Source organism: uncultured Oscillibacter sp., from assembly GCF_910584465.1.
In the GTDB taxonomy this organism is placed as follows: domain Bacteria; phylum Bacillota; class Clostridia; order Oscillospirales; family Oscillospiraceae; genus Oscillibacter.
In genome coordinates this window covers 1-1,981 of the sequence record NZ_CAJUBK010000131.1, presented here as the reverse complement: position 1 = coordinate 1,981, position 1,981 = coordinate 1, and the positions used below count along the sequence as shown (strand labels likewise).

Below are 1,981 nucleotides of genomic sequence, written 5' to 3'. Positions count from 1 at the left end.
CGTCGCCCTCGGCCACCTTGTACTGCTTGCCGCCGGTCACGATGATTGCGTTCATGCTTGTTTCAACTCCTTCATTACGGGCTCGCTGTCGGGGGCGGCGCGGAGGCGCACTTGAAAAGCCCATTCAAAGCGGCTCCCCTAGTATATCAGCCGGATCCGGGCTTGTCAATGGGGTCTGCCCAAGATCGGCCCTGTTTTTTTGGCGGGGATCCCCAGCCGCCGCCCGGCCGCCCTCAGCAGCCCGCCAGCAGGGCCTCCAGGTCCTCCCTGGTGAACCTCTGCACGTTGTCGCAGAAGCGGCAGGTCAGCTCCGCGCCGCCCTGCTCGTCGATCATGCTCCGCAGCTCCTCCCGGCCCAGGCTGATCAGGGCCCGCTCCATCCGCGCCCGGCTGCAGTCGCAGCGGTATGCGATGGGGCGCTTCTCCAGCACCTCCAGCTCCAGCCCCGGCAGGGCCCGGCGCAGCAGGGACTCCGGGTCCGGATCGGCCTTCAGGAGCTCCGTCACCGCCCCCGCCGCCCGGAGGGACGCCTCCAGCTGTCCGGCGGTCTCCTCATCCGCGCCGGGGAGCAGCTGCACGAGATAGCCCCCCGCCGCCAGCACGCTCTGGTCCCGGTCCACCAGGACCCCCAGGCCGCAGGCCGTGGGCACCTGCTCGCTCTCCACGAAGTAGAGGGCGATGTCCTCGGCGATCTCCCCCCACAAAAGGCCCACGCTGCCCACGTAAGGCTCTTTCATCCGCAGGTCCCGGATGACCGTCAGCGTGCCCTGGCTGCCCACGGCGGCGCCGACGTCCAGCTTGCCGTCCTCCCGCAGGGGGAGGTCGACGTCGGGGTGGTCCACCGTGCCCCGGACGTTGCCCTCGTGGTCGGACACCGCCAGCAGGCCCCCCAGCGGACCGCCGCCCTTGACCTGCAGGGTCAGGCTGGCGGCTTCCTCCTTCAGGGCATTGCCCATCATGGACGCTCCCGCCAGGAGGCGGCCCAAGGCCGCCGTGGCCACCGGCAGGGTCTTGTGGATCTGCCGGGCCCGCTCCGTCAGGTCCCGCGTGGAGACGGCGGAGACTTTGATCAGGCCATCCTTGGAGATGGCGCGTATCAGTTGGTCGCTCATAGGTCCTCCCTCATCCGCTCGCTTGGAATTGCCAGCGGTCCTCGTCCGCTCTTGGCGCCCGCTCGGTCAAGTCCCCCGTCAGCCGGACGGAGGCGAAGCCCGCCCCGGCCAGGCAGCGGCGGATCTCCTCCTCGCTCCAAGCCCGCTCCCGGTGCTCCTCGAAGCTCCGGTCCCAGGCCCCGTCCGGGCGCAGGCGGAACAGGTCCACCTGATAGGTGCAGATCTGCCTCTTCTCCGAGAAGAAGGTCCGCCAGACGCAGACGCTGTCCTCCGTCTCGTCCATATACAGCTCCCCGTCCATCCGGCGGAGCTTGTAAGGCGTGTTCACGTCGAACAGGAACGGCCCGCCCGGCCGCAGCCAGCGGCGCACCCGCCGGAAGGTCTCCCGGAGGTCCCGCTCCCGCGTCAGGTAGTTCAGGGAGTCCAGGGTGGAGACCACCGCGTCCACCGGCTCCGCCAGGCGGAGCTTCGGCATCGGCTGGAGCAGGAACAGCGGCGGGCGCGCCAGCCCCGCCGCCTTCGCCGCCGCCTGGGTCAGCATCTCCTCCGAGCCGTCCGACGCCAGGACCTCGTACCCCCTCCCGGCCAGGAGGCAGGCGATGGTCCCCGTGCCGCAGGCCAGGTCCAGCACGGTACGCACGGGGGCCGCGCTCTTTTTCAGCCGCCGGTCCAAAAACGCCGCCCGGCGGCGGTAGTCCCCGTCGGCCATCAGGCCGTCGTAGCTGGCGGCCAGGGCGTCATAGGCGCTCATGGCGTCTTGTCCTTGATCCGGGCGAAGAGCTGGGCATAGGCCCCGGTGCCGTAGTTCAGGGAACGGTTCACCCGGCTGATGGTGGCGCTGGAGGCCCCGGTGCGCTCCAGGATGTCGT

3 protein-coding genes are annotated in these 1,981 nt (G+C 70.0%); all 3 read right to left on the bottom strand.

All coding sequences use genetic code 11. The annotated features are described in order from the left end of the window. Window positions 1–233: 233 nt before the first annotated feature. Window positions 234–1,112 (bottom strand): Hsp33 family molecular chaperone HslO, encoded by an 879-nt coding sequence (gene hslO, locus QZ332_RS13555; RefSeq protein ID WP_295766405.1) that lies wholly within the window; start codon window positions 1,110–1,112, stop codon window positions 234–236. Window positions 1,113–1,122: 10 nt separating this feature from the next. After that, complete coding sequence (locus tag QZ332_RS13550; RefSeq protein WP_295766403.1) at window positions 1,123–1,863, bottom strand: class I SAM-dependent methyltransferase; 741 nt, start codon at window positions 1,861–1,863, stop codon at window positions 1,123–1,125. Further along, a partial coding sequence (locus QZ332_RS13545) for a Trp family transcriptional regulator (RefSeq protein WP_295766407.1) occupies window positions 1,860–1,981 on the bottom strand: 122 nt, incomplete at its 5' end. The genes QZ332_RS13550 and QZ332_RS13545, both read right to left, overlap by 4 nt.